We start from the raw sequence: 16461 nt of genomic DNA, 5'->3' as shown, positions 1-16461 counted from the left end.
AACATATTTATTAGTTATGTTAAAAACATTTATTGAAAGACCTGTCCTTTCAACAGTAATCTCTATTATTATAGTTGTACTCGGTGTTATCAGTATAACATCCCTTCCAATAGAGGAATATCCAGATATTGCACCTCCAACTATTAAAGTTACAGCAAACTATACAGGTGCCAACGCTGAAACCGTTTTAGAGAGTGTTATTGTGCCTATTGAAGAGCAAATTAATGGTGTAGAAGGTATGACGTACATTACCTCTACAGCATCAAACAATGGTACTGCCGAAATTACCGTGTATTTCGACCAAACTATGGATGCAGACATTGCTGCGGTAAATGTTCAAAACCGTGTAGCTCGTGCAAATCCGTTGTTACCTTCAGAAGTTATCCAAACTGGTATTGTAACGCAAAAGCAAGAAACTAGTGCATTAATGTTTATTGCTATGTATTCTGATAGTGAAGATTATGATGCTACTTTTATTCAGAATTACTTAAAAATAAACGTAATTCCTGCTATGCAGCGTATTAAAGGTGTTGGTGATGTATCTGTATTTTCGCAACAAGATTACGCAATGCGTGTTTGGTTAAAACCTGAAAAATTAGCAGCTTATAACTTAATTCCATCAGATATTACAGCTGCTTTAAACGAGCAGAATATAGAAGCTGCAGCTGGTGCTTTAGGTGAAAATAATGGTGAATCGTTCTCTTATATTTTAAAGTATAGTGGTCGATTTAAACAAGAAAGTCAATATGCAGATATTATAATTAAAGCCTTAGGAAATGGCGAATATTTACGCTTAAAAGATGTAGCAGATATCGAATTAGATGCGCAATCCTATTCATCTAACGCTACAAGTTTAGGACATCCAGCAGTATTTATGGGAATTTTCCAAACCAAAGGATCTAACGCTGCCGAAATTATTGAAAACATTAAAACCACTTTAGACGATGTAGAACAAGGTTTGCCTGATGGCTTAAACTTCTTTGTGCCTTACGATACAAGTTTATTCTTAAACGCATCTATGGACAAAGTAATTAGCACACTTTTAGAAGCCTTTTTACTGGTGTTCTTAGTGGTATTTATCTTCTTGCAAGATTTCCGCTCTACATTAATTCCTGCAATTGCAGTACCAGTCTCGATTATTGGTACCTTCTTTTTCTTGAATGTCTTTGGCTATTCCATAAACCTATTAACGCTTTTCGCATTAGTGCTGGCTATTGGTATTGTGGTAGATGATGCCATTGTTGTAGTAGAAGCAGTACACGCCAAAATGGATAGTGGTGAGAAAAAACCGAAAAGCGCCACTTTAAAGGCTATGAGTGAAATTTCGGGTGCTATTATTTCTATTACACTGGTAATGGCAGCGGTATTTATTCCGGTAACTTTTGTAACTGGTCCTACAGGTGTATTTTACGAGCAGTTTGGTGTTACTTTAATTATAGCCATTTTAATTTCAGCAGTAAACGCCTTAACGTTAAGTCCTGCATTATGCGCATTGTTATTAAAAGAACATAAAGACGATGAAGAATTAAAAGGAAAAAATGCACTTCAAAAATTCTACACGTTGTTTAATAGAGGATTTGACGCAACGGTAAATAAATACGGAAAGTCACTACAGTTTTTATATAAAAACAAGTTTGTATCAGTGATGCTATTAATCATTGCTGGTGTAGGTATTTACTGGGCTGCAACAACAACACCAACAGGATTTGTGCCAAATGAAGATAGAGGAATTATTTTCGCTAACATAGAATTACCTGCAGGTGCATCATTAGACCGTACCGAAGCAGTAACAAAAGAATTATATGCAAAAATTAAAGACATTGATGGTGTTACAGATGCTAGTTTTGTTAAAGGACGAAGCTTAATTAGTGGTGCTGGTAGTAACTTTGGTATTGGTTTCGTGAAGTTAGACGATTGGTCTGAAAGAGAATCAGAAGCCTTATCTGCACAAGCCATAACTGGTAAATTATTTGGTATTGCGGCTACCATTCCAGAAGCAAAAATTATTTTCTTCTCGCCACCAAGTATTCGTGGTTTTGGTAACTCAGCTGGTTTTGAGGTGAATTTATTAGATAAATTTGGTGGTGAGTTTACCGATTTAGATAAAGCAAACCAAGAATTTGCAGCAGCCTTAATGAGTCATCCTGAAATTCAGTATGCGCAATCAGCATTCAATACTAATTATCCGCAATACGAAATGGAAGTTAATGTGCCTTTAGCAAAAGAAAAAGGTGTGGCTATTAACAGCATTTTCGGGACGCTTCAAGGTTATATTGGTGGAATTTACGCTTCAGATTTTAGTCGATTTGGTAAACAGTATCGTGTATACATTCAATCGTTACCAGAAGACAGAGCAGATGAAAACGACCTTAACAGTATGTATGTGAGAACAAGTTCTGGTGAAATGACGCCAATTACACAGTTTGTAACCTTAAAACGTGTGTATGGTCCGCAATCGGTAACGCGTTTCAACCTATTTAATTCAACAAATATAACAGGTGCAACTAATCCTGGATTTAGTACAGGTGATGCCATTAGAGTGATTGAAGAAGAAGTAGCAAAATTACCAAGTAATTACACCGTTGCATATTCTGGTTTAACACGAGAAGAGGTAAATGCAGGTAACCAAACTACGTTTATTTTCATCTTAAGTATTCTGTTTGTGTATTTCTTATTAAGTGCGCAGTACGAGAGTTATATTTTACCATTTTCGGTTTTATTATCGCTACCATTTGGTGTATTTGGTGCGTATATAAGTACAAAATTCTTCGGGTTGGAAAACAATATTTACTTCCAAATTGCACTGATAATGCTGGTTGGTTTGTTGGCTAAAAACGCCATACTTATTGTTGAGTTTGCATTGCAAAGACGTAAACAAGGTGAAGGTATAGTAGATGCAGCTATTCATGGTGCCAAAGCACGTTTACGACCAATTTTAATGACATCATTCGCCTTTATACTTGGGTTAATGCCGCTAGTATTAGCCAAAGGTGTTGGTGCCGAAGGAAACAATTCTATTGGTACAGGTGCAGCTGGTGGTATGTTAATAGGAACCCTATTAGGTGTATTTGTTATCCCAATTTTATTCATCTTTTTCCAATGGTTACAAGAAAAAGTATCGCGTAAATCCGTTATTGAAACTAAAGAAGCTTAATTAATTATGAACTCTATAATAAATAAAACCTTAGTTGTGGTCGTTATGGCCACAACTTTACAAAGCTGTTTTGTTGCAAAGGACTATACACGTCCTGAATTAGATGAAACAGAACATTTGTACAGAACTGATAACTTACCACAAGATAGTTTGTCTATGGCAGATGTATCATGGAAAGATATGTTCTCTGACACTTACTTAAAACAATATATTGAAGAAGGTCTTCAAAACAACTTGGACATTCGTGTGGCTATTCAACAAATAGCTGCTGCTGAAGCTTACATGAAACAAGGTAAAGCTGGTTATTTTCCAACATTAAACGCAAATGCACAGGTAACCCATCAAGAGTTATCTGAAAACAGTCAGTTTGGTGGTTTGTTTTCATCTTTAGATCAATATGAACTTTCAGGAAGTTTATCTTGGGAAGCTGACATTTGGGGAAAGATAAGAAGTAATAAACGTGCTGGCGAAGCTAGCTATTTACAAACAGTTGCAGCTCATCAAGCTGTTAAAACACAATTAGTTTCAGCTATTGCTTCAACCTACTACCAATTGTTAGCTTTAGATGCTCAATTGGAAATTACAAATCAAACTATTGCAACAAGAGATAGCAGTGTGTACACCATTAAAGCGCTTAAAGATGCTGGACAAGTGACTCAAGTTGCAGTGGACCAAAATATAGCACAATACAATAATGCAAAAGCACTAAAAGTAGATTTGGAAGTTGCTATTTTTAAAACTGAAAATGCTTTTAATTTATTATTAGGAAGACCAGCAGAAACTGTTAACCGAAGTGCATTAACTCAACAGCAGTTAAATGCTGATATTAAGTTAGGTATTCCTGCTACTCTACTTAGCAACAGACCTGATGTTATTGCTGCCGAATATAGTTTAATTAATGCCTTTGAATTAACCAATGTTGCTAGAAGTAATTTTTACCCATCGTTAACCTTAACAGCAAGTGGCGGATTTCAAAGTTTAGAATTAGATGAATTATTTAATGCCAATTCATTGTTCGCTACTCTTGTTGGAGGATTAACACAGCCAATATTTAACAAGAGACAAATTAAAACTCAGCATGAAGTAGCTGTTTCTCAACAAGAACAAGCCTTATTAAACTTTAAAAAGACTTTACTAACAGCTGGTAACGAAGTATCAAATGCATTATACGATTATGATGCTGAAACTGAAAAATTTGAATACAGGCAAAATGAAGTTGAAGCGCTACGACAAGCTGAAGCAAATTCTGAGGAATTACTTAAAAATGGTTATGCAAATTACTTAGACCTATTAACTGCAAGAGAAAGCGCTTTAAATGCTGAATTGAATGTTATTGATAATAAACTACAGCAGTTATTAAGTGTTGTTAATTTGTATGAAGCACTTGGTGGTGGCTGGAAATAATAATGATAAGTAAAGAAGAACTTTTGGAATGTTCGGTGGCTAATTTTACCACCTTTGGAAGCAAGCGTTTTACTATGGACGAGTTGGCGCACTGTTTGGGTATTTCAAAAAAAACTATTTACAAATATTACAGTAGTAAAGAGGAGCTTGTTATAGCTAGTGTTACGTGTTTGATAGACTCTTTTAATGAAAATATAAAGGAAATAATAGCTAAAGAACAAGACCCTCTTTCTTGTATTATACTATTGTACAAACGAGGGTTTGAGTATTTAAAACACTTTAAACCTTCGTTTATTTTTGGCTTAAAAAAATATTACCCTGAAGCCAATAAAGTCTTTGATGATTTTAGAGATGAGTTTGTAAACGAAATTGTTTATGGGCTACTACAAAAAGCTCAAGTATTTAAGTTTATTAGTAGTGATGTGAATATAAAATTGTTTTGTGAGTTGTATTTTAAGAGGTTTGAAGAAATTGCTTTTAAAGACAATACGCTTTTTGACACTTACAGTAATGATGAGCTTTTAAATCATTTTGTGATTTTTAGTTTAAAAGGAATTATTAATCCTAATTACGAAAATCCTCATTTTAAAAAAGCCTCCTTTTAATACAAAAAGGAGACTTCTCTACTAATCAATTCAAAAAAACACTTACTTTATTATTGAGCTATTAGGTTTAAAGAAACCACAAGCAAACTACCTCCTCCAGAGAATTTTTCGGCCCAAACCTCTATGTAATCGCCTTGAGACAATTCAACTGAACCCACAACAGACACAGCTCCTACATCATTATTTGCTCCAATTTCTCTATAAACTTTGGTATCTTCTAAAACACTTCCATTTTTTGCTATATAGAAGATATAAATTGAGTTATTGTTATCACCTTGAAAAGAAATACTAGATGATATGTGAAAGTTTCTAGTCTTAACACCATCATAAACAATTCTATTATCAACAGGAGCACTAAATCTAAATAAGTTATTAGATGTTGAGGTTCCTACAAGCTTTGTCTCAACTCCTGATCCTATTGACCCAAAATCTGTTTCAAAGCCACTACCAATTGGTGCATCTAGATGTATATCTCCACTTGCTACATTATCAGTTTCTAATTGAATTCCTGGACAATCCACATCCCAAGCTGTAGTGAAGTTATAACCAGGATATGTTCCTACTGTATATGGGTTCACTCTTGTTCCTGCACCTGTAAAACTTATTTCAGAAAGCGAAGCAGAAATATTAATTGTAGGGTTTGCACTTAAATCAATTCCTGTTTCTCCTGAATCAGCTACAACTCTTCCATTAGCCAATTGCAAATTATCAAAAGCACCTGAAAGAGTTAAAAAAGTACCTGAATTAGTATCAGTCCAAAACACTTTATCCATATACAAAGACGTGATATTTGAAGCATCAATACCATCACTAGAGTTAATGAGCTGAAACACCTCAAAATATACTATACCTAAGTTACTTAATGTTCCTATTGAAGATGCTCCATTAATAATTACACTATATCCAACAACACTTTCTGCTCCAGACCCTGTGATATCAAAAACTTGTTGTCCATTACCACTAATCACAACATCTTTAATACGTCCACCTTTACTACCACTAAACAAAGCTGAACCTGTATTATTTACAAGAATATCTTCTCCTGTGTCATGTCCTTCAATATATGCTCCATTTAAATCTATTGGGTTATCTATTAGTATTGTTCCGTTGATTTCATATAAGTAATTTTCGTTTAAAACATATTTTCCACCTGATAATTCATCAGATAAATCAGCAACACTTTTAACCAACTTATAATTAGTTCTAGTTTCTGCTCCCTCTAATGGCAACCAACTTCCTCCATTATAAAAATAAAACACATTTTCATCGGTATCGAATACCAAAAGCCCTTCAGCTGGACTAGAAATTGCAGTTCTTTGAGTAGTGGTCATTCGTGGTGTTAACATTCCTTTTTCCGTAGAGCTTATATCTAACATTGAAGAAGGATCTGGATTGGTTGTTCCAATTCCAACTTGAGAAAAACCGTTGTAATTAAAACCTATGCATAAGGTTATAATAGAGATTATAAATTTTATTTTTTTCATAACTAGTAGTTTAAGATTTTTTGGGTGTGTTTGCTATTAATTGTTTCTATCTGTACAATATAAACTCCATCACTTTCACTAAATGGAATTGATATGTTTGTTTTATTATTAAGGCCCTTATTTAAGGCTAATATTTCTTGACCTAATACATTAAATACTTTTATAGATTTAAGTTCTACTCTATTTGCATTGCTTATAATTATATGCTCATTACCATCATAATAAATTTTGACATTTTCAATATCGTTGTCATTATTAGATAAAGTTGCTTGCGGCATAAATACTATTGAAAATCTATCTAAATATTCGCCTATTGGTAAATTAACACTGTAGCTAGACTCGGTTAAATTATGAGTAGTGTTTAATACATTATCTTTTAAATAAACATTTATCAGAAAAGTTTTCAAGAGCATCAATCATGATATTATGTGTTCCATTTTCAGAAATTAAAATACCTATAGGGAACTCTAACGTATTTTGATAATCATCTAAACCTTGAATTGCATATTTTTTAGTTAAGTCGTTATCAATAATAAAAAACATATCATCTTCTCTATGTCTATTTAGCAGTGCATCATAACCCAAGTTATAGTTTATATCAGCTGGTGAGTTTGGTAAAAAACCAAGTAGTAATTGCCTGTGAAATCCTTCTGGATCTTCGTAACCTAGTCTAATGTATTGTTTAACTGATTCTTGCTGGTTACTATCTGTTGTACTATAAAAAATAGACTCTTCAACTACTTCAGACTTAAATGCTCTTTGAGAGTTATTAAACACAATAGAACCTGTACCATAAGCTTCAACAAAAAAGCCCTGACCAACTGGCACATATTGTTTTGGAGCTGTAACACTACCTGAGCTACCTAGTCCACTTATTAAAGGTGATGCTATTGAAGGAGGTGTACCTCCTGTTAAATTTCTTATTGCATAACCTCCTAAATAATCGGTTAAAGCATGAGAAGTTGATCCTCCATCAACCCAAAAGTAAAGCGCATCTAGAAGTAAAATATTATCATTAATAAACTTTTCAGAATCAAGTGCAGAAGGATACGGATTCCCTAACAATGATTGCTCTCCTGAGTTTATTGCAAACGAATAATCTCCATTATTTGGCGCACCATAATACACATAATTTTGTTCTGACAATAGAGTGTTTGTCCCTTTCATGGTATAACCTTGTCCAGGGTTTAAAGTGCTGTTTTCATCTAAACTTACCCAATCAGAATATGCTCCTGTACCTTGCATGTACTGATACAACCAATAGGTATTAATGGTCAAAGGTGTAATTACATTATCAGATCCGTCAACTACTGATGGCAAACCATTGTATGGCGAACCAGAATTAAATGAAGCTTGTTGTGGATTAAATGAATTAATACTAGAATCTGTACCATCAAACTTTCCGCCTAATAGTGAAAATGTACCACCATTGTTAATTGGAGACGACCAATAGTTAAACTTATAGGCTGATGAGTATCCTTGTTGGTCAATTAACAACTTTCCTGATGTAATTGTATTAGCATCAACACCAGAGTGCGCTTGGATTAGTTGTGCTTCTCCTACAAGTCTAATATCTCCACTTGTAAAATTTACAGCATTTTCTACATTTAAAGCAAATCCATCGTTTACTGAAAGTCCTTTAGTGTTAGTTGCTGTTACATCAACTTCTAAGTTGTAAAAGTTAATTTCATTAGATAATCCTGAAATGCTTAACAAAGGATTACTCGCACTTTTAAAATAAGTAGTTCCTGAAGTGGAGGTTGTAGTTCCGTTGTTTACAAAGTTGTTGTTTAGGTATAAATTACCATCGTTGTTATGAGTTCCTGTTGTTTTATTAGTGTATTCATTTTCAAAATAAACATCAGTTGATGCTGAGATTTCAAATACTCCTTCATTTGAGATTTGCGAGTACCCAAACGAAAAGCAAAAAAGAGCAAGAAAACATATTTTAGTGTAGTTTTTCTTCATAAAAAAAGGCTATAGTTAATAAAGTAGATTGGGTTAAGGTGTAATTCTTAAAGCATCAGAGTTATAATTTTCTTTGTGATATTTACAGTTACTTGAATAGGTTTCAATTTTAGAAAACACCTTATATAAATGATCTTTTCTTAAAGGCTTGTAGATTAAATCTTCACAGAGTAATTCGTTTTTTGCCTTTATAACATCTTTTAGGTTAGTTGTAGCTGAGAGCATATAAATTTTTATCTCTTTCCTTTTAGGCTTCTTTAGTTTTTTAAATTCTTCTAAAAATTGAAAACCATCCATAAAAGGCATACTAATGTCTAGTAAAATGATGTCTGGTAAGGAAAGCGTTGGGTAAACAGTTTTACCGTCTAGAATTTGCAAAAACTTAAGCGCAGAATTTGCGTTTACAAAGGTTCGCACATTGCAATCTGGCACAACCTTTTCAATTGTTTTTTGACTAACAAATAAATCAATTTTATTATCGTCAATTAACATAATGTTCAACTTCATAAGTAGGGAGTTTTAAAGTTAGTTATTTAGGGTTAAAGAGATGAGTACTCCTTTGGGGTTTTTAAAGTACTTGCTCTTAATTCTTCTATTTCATTTATAATATTTTTTTTAAGGTTTTGTTTTATAATTAAAGTTGCTGAAACTACAATTCCTAGTTCATTAAAATTTGGGGAAACTAGTGTAGAATAGTTTATTTTTTTTCCATTTGCATCAAGGTCATAACTTTCAAATTCACTTAAAGTCTTGTTAATGAATACGTAATCAATATTTCTCTTAAAAACTTCAAAAAAATCAATGTTAATATAGTCATAAATATATGTATTTATCAAATCTTGAATGCTTTTATTGTAACATTCTTTACTAACATTTAATATTTTTCCGTGTTTGGTAATTGTAAAAACATAAACAGGCATATTGTTAAAAAGTGTTTTGCTTTTTATGTTTTCTTCTTTTAAGTTTTTATTGTCTAATTTATATTGGGTAACGTCATTATATATTGCTAAATACCTTGTATGTTTTTCTTTTTTAGTTTTAAATGGAATTATCGTTGCATCTAACCAAATTTCTTTACCATTAGATAAGGTTTCGCTTAGAGTACCTTTCCATGTTTTTCCCATTTTTAAAGTTCGCCATAACCCTTTATACAAAGGATCTGAATGCAAATGAGACTTAAAAAGTGTATGCGATTCTCCTACTACTTTATCACTATCATACTCTAGTGTTTTACAAAAAACATTATTAGCATACTCTACTCTTCCTAAATCGTCTGTTATGGTAACCATACAGTTAGACTCTAATTGAGATAATATTATATTTTTAAGCTTATTCTCTCCCATAAAAGTCATTTTTAGTTTCTGTACAATATTGTTTTGCTAATCTAATGTCACCGAAAATGCCATGAGGTGTAGTAGAATCGTATATTCTTTTATAAGAAGCAATTAAAAGTTTTGCGCCAATAGAATTAAGAATAAAAGCTTCAGAAATTCTTAAACTTTTTAAAATTGGGGAATTAGCCATTAAATTTCCTGCTTCAGGTGTAAAGGCTCCTTTAACACCTCTTATATCTACAACAAAAGGCATTGGATTACCCTGACACATTTTTTCAATTGCTTTTATATATTCTTCTACTTTATTCAAATCTAATTTGCTGTAATTATCCGTACTTAAAAATTGACAAAAAAGTATACCATCTTCAATCCAAAATTTAGTATTACCTACTTTCACAACTTTATGATTATCCATACTTTAACTTAATCCGTTGAAAATAATATTGTTTTTATCGCAATGCCTTATTGCCATCCTTAACGTCTTAAATACTCTATCTGGAATTATAGGGTTACACATAAAACTATAAACAGTTAACACTCCTTTTAAAAGATAACTATCAACTAAAAATGTCTTAGAAAGCACTAAAGAATTAAGTATTGAGTTATTCACTAAAAACTTAAATATCTTAATAGCTTTAAAAAACCCTACATTTTCAATATTTATGATAATAGGCATATATTTTCCTCCTGATAATGAAGCTATTACTTTAGAGAAGATTTTTTCAACAGCAGCTTCCGTTTGGTTAGAGTCATAACTATTACTTACCTCACAATAAATAATATTGTCTTCAACCTTAAATCTAAAATCATCTATTCGTATTTCACTCGTCATTATCCTGAATTTGAATCATTTAAGACAATACCAATGCCAAAAAATGACCTCAGAAAGAAAAACAAATACAATTCATTGATTTTCAAACACTTAAAAACATTGAGTTTTTTTCAATGAAAATAAAACGTGTCGGAATACCGTGTTTTTTTTATGGAAAGAAAAGATACTCACGGAATACCGTGAGTATTACGTTAAGGTTTTTGTATTCCTAGTTTGGTCATTTTATCACGTAAGGTACTAGGTTTTAGTCCCAATACATCTGAAGCGCTTTTTAGACCACTAATTTTCCAGTTACAACTTTCTAACACTTCTAATATGTGAGCTTTTAAAACAGAGTTTAAAGATAAGTCCTTACTATTGATACGTTGTTTTGATTTTTGCGTTGAAGTTTCAAAACCTGGTATCATTAAAGTTTCTGTGCTTGTTAGTATTACAGCTCTTTCTATTAAGTTTTCTAGCTCTCTAATATTCCCAGGCCAATTATAAGTCTTCATTTGAGCCATAGCTTCATCAGAAATATACTTTATTTGCTTTTCATAAGCTTTATTGAATTTATCTACAAAATGCTCAACCAATAGAGGAATATCCTCTTTACGATCTCTCAATGGCGGAATACTAATAGGGAACACGTTAAGCCTAAAATACAAGTCTTCCCTAAATTGTTTTTTCTCAATTTCTTCTTTAAGGTTTCTGTTTGTAGCTGCAATAACTCTAACATCTAGCTTTTTTAAGCCAACTCCTCCTACTACCTCAATTTCGCCTTCTTGTAAGAATCTTAAAATTTTAGGTTGCATGTCTATTGGAAGTTCTCCTATTTCATCTAAAAAAAGCGTTCCACCATCAGCAAGTTCAAATTTTCCTACTTTATCACTAAATGCTCCTGTAAACGACCCTTTTTTATGTCCAAACAACTCGCTCTCAATCAACTCCCTTGGAATAGCTGAACAGTTTACTTTTATTAACGGTTTATTATTTCGGTTACTTGTATTGTGAATTGCTCTCGCTAATAGCTCTTTACCTGTACCAGATTCTCCTAACAATAATACAGTAGCATTTGTTGGAGCAACACGCTCTACTTCTGTCAACACATTACTAAACTCAACACTACCATATACCATTTCTTCATAATTGAAGACAAGGTCTAACTCATTTCTTAAATAAACGTTCTCTTGTTCTAACTGCTTTTTTAATTCATTCAACTCTTTATTAGCCTCTAAAAGCTGAGTATTTGTTTTCGCTATTGTTTCTTCGGCTATTTTACGTTCATAACTCTCTACCATTAAGGACACCACATTAGCTATAGAACTTGCAAACTCTTGTTCTTCAATAGTCCAATCTCTAGTCTCCTCACCAACATGCTCAAAACAAATTATACCATAATACCCAGTTGTGCTGTTTATAAACACATCCATTAACGATTTAATTTTATTAGGTTTAAGGTATTTTTCTGAAAACCGCTTGGTGATGTTATCGTTTTGGGCATCAACCACTAAAATAGATTTATTGCTTTCTAAAGCCTTAAAATAGTTTGGGTTGTCCTCATAATTTATGGTGAAGTTTTTTTCATAAGAGTTTGATTTTAATTCATATAATTGCTCACAATGTATCGCATTATTATTATCATTAAAACTCCAAATACTTACACGACAAACATTTAATGTTTCGGCAGATAGTTTAGTAATTGTCTTTAATGAAGATTTAAAATCGTGTCCTACTAATTCAGCTAATTTTAAAATTACATCTTTTTTTTGTGAAGACTGTATTGCACGTTCTTCTAATATTTTTTTAGCTTTTTCTTCCTCTGAAATATCTTTCATTGTTCCAAATAAAGCTGTAATTTCTCCAGTTTCGTTTTTAATAGCTCCTGTTAAAAATGATGCTAAAAACTGCTCTCCATTTTTTCTTATAATTTCATATTGAAGTGATGGAGACTCTCCTGCTTCTATTCTTTTTTTATCAACAAGAATTTTATTGTAATCCTCTTTTTTAGTAAATGAGTAAGGTAATTGCATTCCAACCAATTCTTCTTTGGAGTATCCTAGAATTTTACAAGTTGAGTCGTTAACCATTATAACTTCCCCTTCAAGATTAGTTATAATTAAACCTTCTTGCATGGACATAACAAGGTTACTAGTAAACTCTTTGGCTGCTCTTAAATCGAGTTCTGCTCTTTTTCGTTCAGTAGTATCTATTATTGTTCCAAAATAAGATTTTATAGTTCCATCAGAGTCTTCAATACTAGAAACCATTACATCAACATTAAAACGGGTTCCGTCTTTACGCATGTATATGGTTTCAAAATTATTTAGTTCTTCTCCTCTTTCTATTTGTTCGTGACGAAGGTTGGACTCATCTTCAATTTCTGGTGGTGAAAAAGGATATGGACATTGCTGACCAATCAATTCTTCTTCAGTAAAACCAGACATCTTACAAAACGAAGGATTCACTTTGGTTATTTCGGTTTCCATATTGAACACAATTAACCCTTCGTTCATTGATTCTATTAAAGATTCAGAATAGTCTCTAGCTTCTTTTATTTCTAATTCAGCCTTTTTTTGTTTGGTAACATCTCTAATAATTCCAACAAGAAACTTATTACCTTCTTCATCTAAAAAGCGAGTTTTTTTAGTCGATAAATATTGTGTTTCTCCTCCTCTTAATGTTAAGGTTTCTTCATTAACATTCTCTTCTCCTGTCTTTAAAACATGCCTATCTATTTTTAATGCTAATTCGGCCTCTTCAGGCTCAACATCTTCTACAAGTGTTTTTCCTATTATATAGTCTCTAGGTGAATCAAACATTTTACAAAACTCATTATTAGCTAAAATAACTTTACTATGCTCATCCTTAACAAAAACAGGGTCTCCTATTTTATTAATAATATTGTTTAAGTATTTTTCACTTTTGGCTATTAAACGTTCTGCAATTTTTTGTGGTGTTATGTCAATAAAATACAAAGTCAATCCATCAGCATGCGGATACACCTTATTGGCAAACCATTTATTCAAAGGCTCGTAATAATCCTCAAAATATTGGGTTTCTTTTGTCTCAATAGCTTTGTAAAATGCGTTGTAAGTTGGCAAACCTACAGCTTCAGGAAATACTGTCCAAACGTGCTTTCCTATTAGTTCTTTTGGTGATTTACCTAGAATTTCTCCTGCTCTATTGTTTGCATAAGTGTAACAAAGATTGGTGTCAAACGACACTAATCCATCAGAAATATTATTTAATGTACTTTCTATTTGCGAGGAAATGTTTCGCTCTAGCATTAAATTGAGATATCGTTTTCTATAATTTAAAACCGAAAAAATGTCTTTATTAGATAGCTCGAGTGACTCTATATCATAATCAAGATCAGAAATTGATTGAAAATATTTAAGATAAGCTATTACTTTAGACTTAGTATTTTTTATGGCAGCCAAAAAAACTAAAACAGGAAATTCTTCTCCTTTTTTATGCTTATAAACAGCTTCAAATTCACGTTTTAAATGATCCTCTTGAAAATCTTTAAACCTCTGGTTAAACTCATTAATATATTTTTTTGGCCAAAATGGAAATGGAGTTTTAATATTTAGTAACTCATTTTTATTAAATCCTGTTATACTACAAGCCGCAGCATTGACCATTAAAACTTCCCCTTGGGTGTCAGTAATTAAAAGTCCATCCTGTAAGGATTCAATAAAATTTTCAGAAAACCCATAGGAATTCTGTAGCTCTAGAAGTAATTTTTTCTTTGTGTTGCTCATAAAAACATATTTAATCCCTCTAATGCGCTTTGTTGAATTAACACCTGAAAAAATACCGCTTACTATATAAGAAAGTATTTAAGAAATTAAAGTACTTCTTTTATCATAAAAAAACTAATTTAATCGATAAAAGGACAAAAGAAATATTTATCGGTCTTTTTTAATCCACTCAACAGTAAGTTAGCAATTTAAAAAAACGTAAAGCACTGTTAATCAAAATACAACAGTTAAAATTATCTTAAAAGAAAATTATCCATTCATAGGCGAAAATTGTCCATTTTAACACATTGTTTTCTTCTTCAAATTTGCAGTGTCAATAATGACAAACAATTTAAAATATAAAAAAATGGAAAATTTAACTGCAACGGAATTTAAAGTTCCAACACGAGAAGAAGTATCTCAAAACAATCAAGAAATTTTTGACAATTTAAACAAAGCTCTAGGCTTTGTTCCAAATCTTTATGCTACAATAGCATATTCTGATAATGGTTTAAAACGCTTTTTAGACTACCAAAACGCTAAAACCTCTTTAAACAACAAAGAAAAAGAAGCTGTAAACCTTATTGTAAGTCAGGTAAACGAATGTGTGTATTGCCAAAGTGCACATTTAGTACTTGGTAAAATGAACGGGTTTAGCGACGAGCAATTACTAGACATTAGAAAAGGAACAAGTGATAACGCTAAACTAAACGCTTTAGTAAAATTAGCAGCTGATATCACTGAAAACAGAGGAAAAGCTAGTAATGAAAATGTTGCTGATTTCTTTGCTCAAGGTTATACCAAAGAAAACCTTGTAGATGTTATTCTTCAAGTAAGTGACAAAACAGCAATGAACTATTTACACAACCTAACTAAAGTGCCAGTAGACTTTCCTATTGCTGAAAGTATTTAAAACATTCTAAAAAAACAGAGTCTTTTCTTGTTGAAGAGGCTCTTTATAACTCATTAAAACAAAACACAATGAAAACACATAGTATTAATTGGCGAAATGCCATTTTAGCAGGTATCACAGGGACTTTAGCTTTTGATTTGATAGGTCTTTTATTCACAGGAACATGGTGGGATATTGCAGGAATAATAGGAGAAAAAACAGGATTAGGTTTAGCGTATGGTGTATTTGGTCATTACTCTAACGGTATATTATTAGCTGTTTTATACGCAGGAATAGCACCATCATTAATTGGTCCTAATTGGCTTAGAGCTCAAATTTTTGTAATTGCAGAAACCATAGCACTCGTTTGGTTTTTTATGTTTCCACTTTTAGGTGCTGGCGTTGCTGGTTTAGAAGCTGGAGCAATGCTACCAATAGTTTCAATGGTAAGGCACTTAGCATATGGTGTTCCTTTATGGTTCTTTATTCATAAATTTCAACAACAAGAACTAAGTAGTAAAGCCACAATAAAAGCCTAATGATAATTAATCCAATACACAAACAACCTTTTTCATTCTAAAATCAAAATGAAGAAGGTTGTTAACACAACCAAAAACACATTAAAAATGAATACAGAAATAAAACACCCAATTCCTCCATTTAATGAAGAAACGGCAAGATTAAAAGTACAAATGGCTGAAGATGCTTGGAACTCTAAAGATCCAGTAAAAGTATCTAAAGCATATACTATAGATTCTGAATGGAGAAATAGAACTCAGTTTATTAACGGAAGAACTGAAATTATTGCGTTTTTAACCAAAAAATGGAATAACGAAAAACACTACAAACTAAAAAAAGAGCTTTGGGGATTTAAAAACAATAGAATGGCTGTAAGGTTTGAGTATGAATTTCAAGATAATAACGACCAATGGTATAGAGCCTACGGAAATGAGCTTTGGGAATTTGACGAAAATGGGCTTATGCAAAAGCGCTACGCAAGCATAAATGATTTAAAAATTGAAGAAAGCGACAGACGATTATAAAACCTAACAATCAACAACAC

Annotated in this window: 14 protein-coding genes; 6 read left to right on the top strand and 8 right to left on the bottom strand. The window is 32.2% G+C overall.

Translation table 11 applies throughout. The annotated features are described in order from the left end of the window. The first annotated feature begins 16 nt into the window (after positions 1–16). Genes ABD011_RS08570 through ABD011_RS08560 form a run of 3 tightly spaced genes read left to right on the top strand, consistent with a single transcriptional unit; the run spans position 17 to position 5163 of the window. A complete protein-coding gene (locus tag ABD011_RS08570; protein WP_343797471.1) occupies positions 17–3154 on the top strand; it encodes an efflux RND transporter permease subunit in 3138 nt (1045 codons plus the stop codon). Between the two features lie 6 nt (positions 3155–3160). Beyond that, complete coding sequence (locus ABD011_RS08565) at positions 3161–4558, top strand: efflux transporter outer membrane subunit (protein ID WP_343797469.1); 1398 nt, start codon at positions 3161–3163, stop codon at positions 4556–4558. A gap of 2 nt (positions 4559–4560) precedes the next feature. Continuing rightward, on the top strand, positions 4561–5163 hold the full coding sequence (locus ABD011_RS08560) for a TetR/AcrR family transcriptional regulator (RefSeq protein ID WP_134200152.1): 603 nt from the start codon (positions 4561–4563) through the stop codon (positions 5161–5163). Positions 5164–5213: 50 nt separating this feature from the next. Here ABD011_RS08560 and ABD011_RS08555 read toward each other — a convergent pair whose 3' ends face one another. The 8 genes from ABD011_RS08555 to ABD011_RS08520 form a co-directional block, all read right to left on the bottom strand. After that, complete coding sequence (locus tag ABD011_RS08555; protein ID WP_343797467.1) at positions 5214–6647, bottom strand: cell wall anchor protein; 1434 nt, start codon at positions 6645–6647, stop codon at positions 5214–5216. Positions 6648–6649: 2 nt separating this feature from the next. Further along, entirely contained in the window at positions 6650–7054 is a 405-nt protein-coding gene (locus tag ABD011_RS08550) for a T9SS type A sorting domain-containing protein (protein WP_343797465.1), read from the bottom strand. Then, positions 7017–8615, bottom strand: coding sequence for an ABC transporter permease (locus ABD011_RS08545; RefSeq protein ID WP_343797463.1), 1599 nt, complete (start codon positions 8613–8615; stop codon positions 7017–7019). Before ABD011_RS08545 ends, ABD011_RS08550 begins: the two co-directional genes overlap by 38 nt. Before the next feature lie 33 nt (positions 8616–8648). Next, positions 8649–9122, bottom strand: a complete 474-nt coding sequence (locus tag ABD011_RS08540) for a response regulator (protein WP_262732942.1) — start codon at positions 9120–9122, stop codon at positions 8649–8651. Between the two features lie 32 nt (positions 9123–9154). Then, entirely contained in the window at positions 9155–9958 is an 804-nt protein-coding gene (locus tag ABD011_RS08535) for a PAS domain-containing protein (RefSeq protein ID WP_343797461.1), read from the bottom strand. After that, positions 9945–10364: a DUF7793 family protein gene (locus ABD011_RS08530; protein WP_343797459.1), complete on the bottom strand. Its 420-nt coding sequence runs from the start codon at positions 10362–10364 to the stop codon at positions 9945–9947. The genes ABD011_RS08535 and ABD011_RS08530 overlap by 14 nt, the downstream gene beginning before the upstream one ends. 3 nt (positions 10365–10367) lie before the next feature. Next, entirely contained in the window at positions 10368–10781 is a 414-nt protein-coding gene (locus tag ABD011_RS08525) for a hypothetical protein (protein ID WP_343797457.1), read from the bottom strand. Positions 10782–10972: 191 nt separating this feature from the next. Continuing rightward, complete coding sequence (locus ABD011_RS08520; RefSeq protein ID WP_343797455.1) at positions 10973–14527, bottom strand: PAS domain S-box protein; 3555 nt, start codon at positions 14525–14527, stop codon at positions 10973–10975. Between the two features lie 346 nt (positions 14528–14873). Between ABD011_RS08520 and ABD011_RS08515 the strand changes: the two genes are divergently transcribed. From ABD011_RS08515 to ABD011_RS08505, 3 genes are all read left to right on the top strand, one after another. Then, positions 14874–15419, top strand: a complete 546-nt coding sequence (locus ABD011_RS08515; RefSeq protein WP_131507464.1) for a carboxymuconolactone decarboxylase family protein — start codon at positions 14874–14876, stop codon at positions 15417–15419. 68 nt (positions 15420–15487) lie between these two features. Further along, entirely contained in the window at positions 15488–15937 is a 450-nt protein-coding gene (locus ABD011_RS08510; protein WP_208325370.1) for a hypothetical protein, read from the top strand. 87 nt (positions 15938–16024) lie between these two features. Then, positions 16025–16441 (top strand): DUF1348 family protein, encoded by a 417-nt coding sequence (locus ABD011_RS08505; protein ID WP_343797452.1) that lies wholly within the window; start codon positions 16025–16027, stop codon positions 16439–16441. Positions 16442–16461: the final 20 nt, after the last annotated feature.

The organism is Gaetbulibacter jejuensis, assembly GCF_039524015.1.
Lineage (GTDB): Bacteria > Bacteroidota > Bacteroidia > Flavobacteriales > Flavobacteriaceae > Gaetbulibacter_B > Gaetbulibacter_B jejuensis.
This window is presented reverse-complemented; position numbering and strand designations above follow the sequence as displayed.